The organism is Ruegeria sp. YTSC106 (assembly GCF_059609765.1).
In genome coordinates, this window is sequence record NZ_JBXWMI010000009.1 from 187,272 (window position 1) to 194,018 (window position 6,747).

At 57.7% G+C, this 6,747-nt stretch carries 8 protein-coding genes and 1 pseudogene; 4 read left to right on the forward strand and 5 right to left on the reverse strand.

Annotated features, from left to right (window positions below):
* Positions 1-5 precede the first annotated feature (5 nt).
* Together AC2FEB_RS14265 and AC2FEB_RS14270 are read left to right on the forward strand one after the other, a co-directional pair.
* Positions 6-755 (forward strand): extensin-like domain-containing protein, encoded by a 750-nt coding sequence (locus tag AC2FEB_RS14265; protein ID WP_299899761.1) that lies wholly within the window; start codon positions 6-8, stop codon positions 753-755.
* A 140-nt stretch (positions 756-895) separates the two neighbouring features.
* The gene (locus tag AC2FEB_RS14270) at positions 896-1,237 is read left to right on the forward strand and encodes a DUF2853 family protein (protein WP_117871196.1); all 342 of its coding nucleotides are present in this window, start codon (positions 896-898) and stop codon (positions 1,235-1,237) included.
* A 219-nt stretch (positions 1,238-1,456) separates the two neighbouring features.
* On the opposite strand, the gene AC2FEB_RS14275 is transcribed toward AC2FEB_RS14270, so the two are convergent.
* The 5 genes from AC2FEB_RS14275 to tsaD all read right to left on the reverse strand — a co-directional run bounded on the left by AC2FEB_RS14275 (position 1,457) and on the right by tsaD (position 5,671).
* The gene (locus AC2FEB_RS14275) at positions 1,457-2,761 is read right to left on the reverse strand and encodes a hypothetical protein (RefSeq protein WP_496673721.1); all 1,305 of its coding nucleotides are present in this window, start codon (positions 2,759-2,761) and stop codon (positions 1,457-1,459) included.
* Between the two features lie 160 nt (positions 2,762-2,921).
* On the reverse strand, positions 2,922-3,344 hold the full coding sequence (locus AC2FEB_RS14280; protein ID WP_496673724.1) for an EVE domain-containing protein: 423 nt from the start codon (positions 3,342-3,344) through the stop codon (positions 2,922-2,924).
* Positions 3,344-3,613 carry a YciI family protein gene (locus AC2FEB_RS14285; RefSeq protein WP_496673726.1) on the reverse strand — a complete coding sequence of 90 codons (270 nt, stop codon included), beginning with the start codon at positions 3,611-3,613 and terminating at the stop codon, positions 3,344-3,346. The genes AC2FEB_RS14280 and AC2FEB_RS14285 overlap by 1 nt, the downstream gene beginning before the upstream one ends.
* Before the next feature lies 1 nt (position 3,614).
* Entirely contained in the window at positions 3,615-4,577 is a 963-nt protein-coding gene (locus tag AC2FEB_RS14290; RefSeq protein WP_496673729.1) for an NAD(P)H-dependent glycerol-3-phosphate dehydrogenase, read from the reverse strand.
* Positions 4,574-5,671, reverse strand: a complete 1,098-nt coding sequence (gene tsaD, locus AC2FEB_RS14295) for a tRNA (adenosine(37)-N6)-threonylcarbamoyltransferase complex transferase subunit TsaD (RefSeq protein ID WP_496673732.1) — start codon at positions 5,669-5,671, stop codon at positions 4,574-4,576. Before tsaD ends, AC2FEB_RS14290 begins: the two co-directional genes overlap by 4 nt.
* An 86-nt stretch (positions 5,672-5,757) precedes the next feature.
* Between tsaD and AC2FEB_RS14300 the strand changes: the two genes are divergently transcribed.
* Together AC2FEB_RS14300 and AC2FEB_RS14305 are read left to right on the forward strand one after the other, a co-directional pair.
* Positions 5,758-6,483, forward strand: a complete 726-nt coding sequence (locus AC2FEB_RS14300) for a uroporphyrinogen-III synthase (RefSeq protein WP_496673735.1) — start codon at positions 5,758-5,760, stop codon at positions 6,481-6,483.
* Between the two features lie 54 nt (positions 6,484-6,537).
* A pseudogene (locus AC2FEB_RS14305) lies at positions 6,538-6,747 on the forward strand (hypothetical protein); the annotation flags it as partial.

Sequence of the window (6,747 nt, forward strand, 5' to 3'; positions counted from 1 at the left end):
TTGGTATGACGCAGAAATCTGGGCGCCGCCGGTATTTGTACTCGGCGGCGTCTTTCGTTCTCAGGCTGGCGGCAGTTGTGATCCTTTTGGGCGGTGGTGTCTGGTGGGTGTTGGCGCATCCCGAAACGTCGGTGCCGTCACATTGGAACCCGTTGCGCGATCTGAAAGTGACCGCCCCGGTCACACCTGTCACAAAGTTCCAGTTGAACCGCGCACTGGCCAGCGACGTACAGTGCCGGGCTGCTCTGGAAGACGCAGGTGTTCGTTTCGAGGCGATGGAGGATCTGATTGTCGATCAGAACTGCGGCATAGCCGGTCGGGGTCTTCTGACCAAATTGGTGACATCAGGGATCAAGGATGTTGAAACCAGTTGCGCCACGGCTTTGCGCCTGACCATGTGGGAACATCACGTCGTGCAGCCCGCCGCACGCGATCTGCTTGGGACCAACGTTTCCCGATTGCGCCACGTCGGCAGTTACAATTGCCGTCCTATGCGCACCGCACAGGGTGAAAACAGCGGATGGAGCAGCCATGCCCGCGCGGATTCGATTGATATTGTCGGTGTGGATACCGTTGATGGTCGGACGCTGACCTTGTTGTCCAACTGGCAGGACTCCGGTCCAGAAGCCGCTTTTTTACGGCAGATCTGGCGCGAGGCCTGCGGTTGGTTTCGTGTGGTTCTTGGGCCCGATTTCAATCGCTTGCACGCGGATCATTTCCACTTGCAAGGCCCAGGGTGGGGCTATTGCCGCTAGGCTTATCAGCAAGAAACTTACAGACTTTGACCAAGGGGGAGAAATCGCAGTTTTTTTTCCTTTTGGAAAAGCCCGAGACGCGGCTAGTCTTCCGACCATCGGTGAAAAGTGCCGGGTAAACGGATCAAGGAGACTAGGATATGGGCAAGCGCGACGAGCTGATCGCCAAATACGCAGAAGACCTGAAAACCAAATGCGGCATGGACCCCGATATGGACCTGCTGACCAAGGTCACCATCGGTTGTGGTCCGGCGATCTATGACGCAGATGCGGCGACTGTTGCGGCCAGCCAGGACTCTGAACTGGAAACCGTCAAGAACAACTTTCTGATCAAAAAGCTGGGTCTGGCAGATGGCCCCGAGCTGATGGAAGGGATCAACAAAGCGATGGAAACCTACGGCAAGTCCGAGCGCAACAAGTACCGCGCCGTCGTGTACTACATTTTGACCAAGCATTTCGGAAAAGAAGCCGTTTACAGCTGATCTGGACGGAAATTCACAAAACGCCCGCTCAGATTTCGGCGGGCGTACTTAATTTGATTTGTTATTTAGAGACTTGGCGTTTGAAACGCAGCAGGCGATTGGGCTAAGCTCAACACGTGACCAGGACGGTCAGAACCAGATATTTCCATACGCGTGTGGTGAGTAGGGAGCACGCGGGGGTAGGGAAGGTTCTGTATCGTCAGAACCTTCCCTCATTACTCATCTGAGCTCGCCAAGAATGCGCGCAATGAAGCTATCGAATTCAGTAGGCTGCTGGTCCGATCCCCCTTGCGAAGCACCGCCGCTGCCTGCCAGATAAACCTCTATCCGTCCCGGGCGGGTTTTGTTGCCCGAATTCGTGAAGTCTCTTAAAACACCGTCAAGAGCATCAGCCGCCAGCGCCGCATTTTCAGCGTCGCTTGGATGATAAAATCGAACCTGTGTTTCTCTGACGCGGAATCCCACGCGGTCCGTTGATACAACTGTCGCACGGCCCTGTGTAAGCAATTCGAAAGCCCGGCTGCTGGCTTCTTGTGACACTCTCGACGGGACAAAAAGCGAAACTTCCAGATCAATGGGGGGTTGTACAGGCAAAAGCGGTTTTACCTCTGCAAAAGACGGGACCGCTGACACCGTGATCTCTTGCGGGACGGGATCATATAGCATCAAGGATGCCTGCGAAAAGCTGTCTTTGTTCGACCGGTTAGCGTGCCGCCACGGAGGTTCGACAGGAGCTGGAAACAAGGTTTGAGTATCGGCAGAAAAAGCGGCGGCCAAGATTGGCTCGAGTTGTGCCGGTATGAAAATCGCTGGCGGAGGCGAAGATGCGGCCGGTTCCTGGTCTGGGACTAGGGGCCCTGGTTTCACCGCGTCCGTACCCGATAGGTCTTCAGCAGGAACCGGTGGCGTCACAACTGCCTCAACCGAGGCGTTCTGGTCGAGAGGCGTGTCAGTGATCGAATCCCCAGTCTCTTCGGCGATTGCGAGGGCGGAAACGGGCGGGACCTCCAGAGCCGCTGAATCGGTAAGTTCCTCTTCTGTTTGTGTGTCTAGTTTGTCCGGCGGCCTTGCGTTTCTGACAATCGGCGCCCTGTCTGAAAGCAGCTCCTCGATTTCAGGAAGATTCTCCGTCGACGCATCCAAGCTTGCTGGGGTCTTTCCTTCTGTAGAGCGCCAGATTCCGGCAATATTGGTGACACCCCATTGCAGGACCGCGCCGCAAACCAAGGCGGCCAGAACAATACCTGCTCTAACTAAGGGCCTTTTCCTGACTTTTGGTTCTTCCAAATGCAGGGAACGGACCCGGTCTGATACGATCTCTTCGATTTTGGTTTCGTCCGGCCGGGACAGATACTCTGTCTCGGAAGGTTTCAAAACGGGCCTTTCCTGCGCTTCGTCCTGTGCTCCGCTAAGCACTTTTGCACGCTTTTCGCGCGCCTCTTTCAGGCGCGCTTCCCAATTTTTTGAATTCTTCGCAGCAACGGCGTCTTCGAGTATCCCATTGCCGCCTTCTTCGTCAGACATGGGTTCATGCTTTCAAGAGAGACCGAACTTTATACGAACACTGCCAAGTGTACGCGATTGCAGTATACGCGATCGACATGCCCCCACTCGGCAAAGCCCATGGAAACATAGCATCTTGTCAGGTGTTTGAGAAGTTCTGCACCTGAAGACATGTTCCCATTCAGTCAGGCAGCGTTTCACCCAGCATGCAAATTATCCGCCATTCGTCCTCGGTCACGGGCTGCACCGATAAGCGAGAGTTCTTCACCAGCACCATATTCGCCAGACGCTCGTCCGCCTTGATCTGGTCCAATGTTACGGGTTTGGAAAAAGGCCGCACGGCCTTGATGTCCACACACTCCCAGCGTTCGTCGTCTGTGGTGCTGTCGGCGTGGGCCTCGGCGCAGATCTCGACAATTCCAACTACGGATTTGTCCTTTTGCGAATGGTAGAAGAACCCCCAGTCCCCAACGTCCATCTGACGCATGAAGTTACGCGCCTGATAGTTGCGAACGCCGTCCCATTCCTCGCCCGCATCACCTTTCGCGACTTGCTGATCCCAACTCCAGGTCGACGGTTCCGATTTGAACAACCAATAGGCCATCAACCGATCACCTTTTTCCACGAGATCAGTTCGACCGATTGGAACAATCCAGCCTTCGCGTAGGGGTCGCTTTCGGCCCAAGACTGTGCTGCGGCCAGATCCTCCACGTCGAGAATTATCAAAGAGCCGATCATGGAATCGCCGTCCAGCAGTGGCCCGGCCTGTGACACGACGCCGGTTTCTTCGATATAGGCCAGGTGGGCCGAGCGGTTGTCCAATCGGGTTTGCAACGCGCCGGGTTTGTCACGAGCGATGAGGGCGATCAGCATGTTATTCCTCCTTGAGGGGTCGATTGAGCAGGTTTTGAATGGCCTCGGTGACACTGTAAGCGCCATAGCTCAGATCCGCCACAGTGGCGCTGATGGGCATATCCAGCCCTTCCTTGGCGGCTATGTCCGACATGGCGCGGGCGGTGGCGACGCCTTCGACCGTCGTTTGGCTGTCGAAGGTCTGATTCAGGCCCAAACTAAGGCCAAAACTATAGTTTCGGGACAGTTCGGACGAGCAGGTCAGCACGAGATCTCCTAGCCCGGACAAACCCATCAGGGTGTCGGGACGCGCGCCACGCATCGCGGCAAAGCGTTGCATCTCGGCAAACCCGCGGGTCATCAAGGCTGCCCGGGCGCTGTCTCCCAGACCTGCACCGATGACGGCCCCGCAGCCAATGGCCATGACATTCTTCAGCGCACCGCCAAGTTCAGCGCCGATCGTGTCAGTGGTGCGATAGAGGCGCAGGTTCGCCGTCGTCAGTTCGGTCTGAAGCGCCTTGCCAAGTTCCGTATCCTCGCAAGCCAGCGTCAACGCGGTGGGCAGGCCGTGCGCGATATCATCCGCAAAACTGGGCCCGGTCAGCAAAGCGATGCGGGCATCCCGGACAACCTCCTTGATGACCGCGACAGGTCCAAGCCCCGAGGTCAGTTCAATTCCCTTGCAGCAAGCCACCAGAGTCTTGCCGCGCAGTGCAGGGGCGTGATCTTGCAAAGCGCTGCGCAATTTTTGCATTGGCACAGCCAATAAAAGCATTTCGGCTTTGAGCGCATCGGCAATGTCCGCGGTCACAGCGATGTCCTTGGGCAAGGCTATGTTGGGCAGCCGGGTTGAGTTTTGGCGCATTTCGCGCATCTGCTGCGCCTGGCCGGCGTTTCTTGACCACAGAGTCACCGGCCCGTTGCCTGCCAGCGAGATCGCCAAGGCAGTGCCAAACGCACCGGAACCCAGAACGGATACGCTCATGCCTTGGCCCCTTTCTTGCCGCCGCCCAGCATCGCCGGGCTGCGCTGATCCAGAGGCCAGCGGGGTCGGGCGGTCAGGTCCAGCCCATCCCGTGCCCCGGAACGAAAACGCTCAAGACCCGCGTAGGCGATCATCGCGGCGTTATCCGTGCACAACGCCAGCGGGGGCGCTGTAAATCGGGTGTTATTTTTGGCGCAAACAGACTCTAATTTGGACCGAATGGCTGAGTTTGCGGCAACTCCTCCAGCAACAGCAATAACGGGATCAGCCGGGCTGTGTTCCAGATACAGATCGATTGCGCGTCGGGTCTTTTCGGCCAACGTGTCCACAATCGCCTGCTGGAATCCAGCGCACAGGTCTGCGCGGTCCTGACGAGTCAGGCCGCCCTTTCCGGCCACGATTTGATCGCGCATCCGCATCAACGCAGTTTTCAACCCAGAGAAGGACAGATCGCAACCGGGCCGGTCGAGAAGCGGCCTTGGAAACTGGAAGCGGTTGGGATCACCGGCGCGCGCCTCGGCCTCGACGGAAGGGCCGCCAGGTTGCGGCAGGCCCAGCAAGCGGGCGGTTTTGTCGAAGGCTTCACCCGGCGCATCGTCAATAGTACCGCCAAGGCGGGTAAACTGCTCGGGCCCGTGGGCAATCAGGTATTGGCAATGTCCGCCCGACACCAGAAGCACCAGGTAGGGGAAGGCTATGTTGTCTGTCAGGCGTGGTGTCAGCGCATGACCGGCAAGGTGATTGACACCCACCAGCGGCAGACCGGTGGCCGCGCTGAGCCCCTTGGCGCACATCACGCCGGACATGACCCCTCCGATCAGACCCGGCCCTGAGGTGACGGCAATGGCGTCCATGTCCCTCAGTGAAAGCCCCGCGGCTTCCAGTGCTTGCACGACACAGACATCCAGCTTTTCTGCATGTGCCCGGGCTGCGATCTCGGGCACGACGCCGCCATAAGCACTGTGCAGATCGATTTGGCCATGCACAACGGATGACAGGATTTCGGCTTCGGCGCTCGCCATTTGGCGCACGATGGCTGCGGCCGTATCGTCACAGCTGCTTTCCAATCCCAGTACGGTAAGTGTTTGCACCATCACCCTGATCCGTTGCATCATGATCTTACGGCGGGGTATCACCCTGCGCGGATGCAAACAATCCTGAAGGGCCAAGGGGCCACACGTTGTATTTGTTGATGACCCGCCCGCGCGCCGCCTCTGAAAGGTTCGTTGCGCAGTTGCCGACCCGCACCAGATCACGGGTTCAGGTCATCTATTCCCCGATCATGGAAATCCTGCCTCTGCCGGTTGCCGTTGAGACCGAGGGAGTGCAGGGATTGATTTTCACCTCGGCCAATGCCGTGAACGCGGCGGCCGCGAAAGGTGTTGACCGCACCCTGCCTGCGTTCTGCGTCGGGCCCGCAACAACTGGCACAGCGAAAGGGTACGGTTGGCAAGCCGAGATGGTCGGGGCCACGGCAGAGGAGCTGGTGGGACATCTGCTCAAGCGGCGGCCCAAAAGCCCGTTGTTGCATTTGAGGGGTGAGCACACGCGTGGCAATGTTGCCGGTCGACTGACCGAATCTGGTCTGGCCGTGCGGGAACAGCCCGTCTACCAACAAAGACTGTTGCCGCTAACACCCGAGGCGGCCGAAGCGGCAGATGGAGATTCGCCGATAATCGCTCCGCTTTTTTCGCCAAGGACGGCGCGACATTTTGCCGATATTTGGGTTGGATCAGCGCCATTGTGGCTGGCTGCAATCAGTCAGGCCACGGCTGATCCCCTTTATTCGTTGGACTATGCGGGCCTGAAGATCGCGAAGATGCCGACACCAAAGAAAATGCGTAAGGCTGTTAAAAAGCTTGCAAAACATGCGTTGCGGGTTGAGGGCGGCGCGGTCCCCGATTAACTTGACCTGGGCTGTTATTCATCTGAATTTGGATTCGATAAGAGGAATATTGCGGTGGCTGGTAAGAAAAAGTCCGAAGAAAAGCCGGTGGAAAGCCCTCAGGCGGATGACGTCGTCGAAACCGAACTGCAACAGGGCGATGCGCCTGTTGACCCGGCTGAAAACGTAGAAGAAGACTTTTCCGAAGCCGAAGCCGAAGCCGAAGCCGAAGCCGAAGCCGAAGCCGAAGCCGAAGCCGAAGCCGAAGCCGAAGCCGAAGCCGAA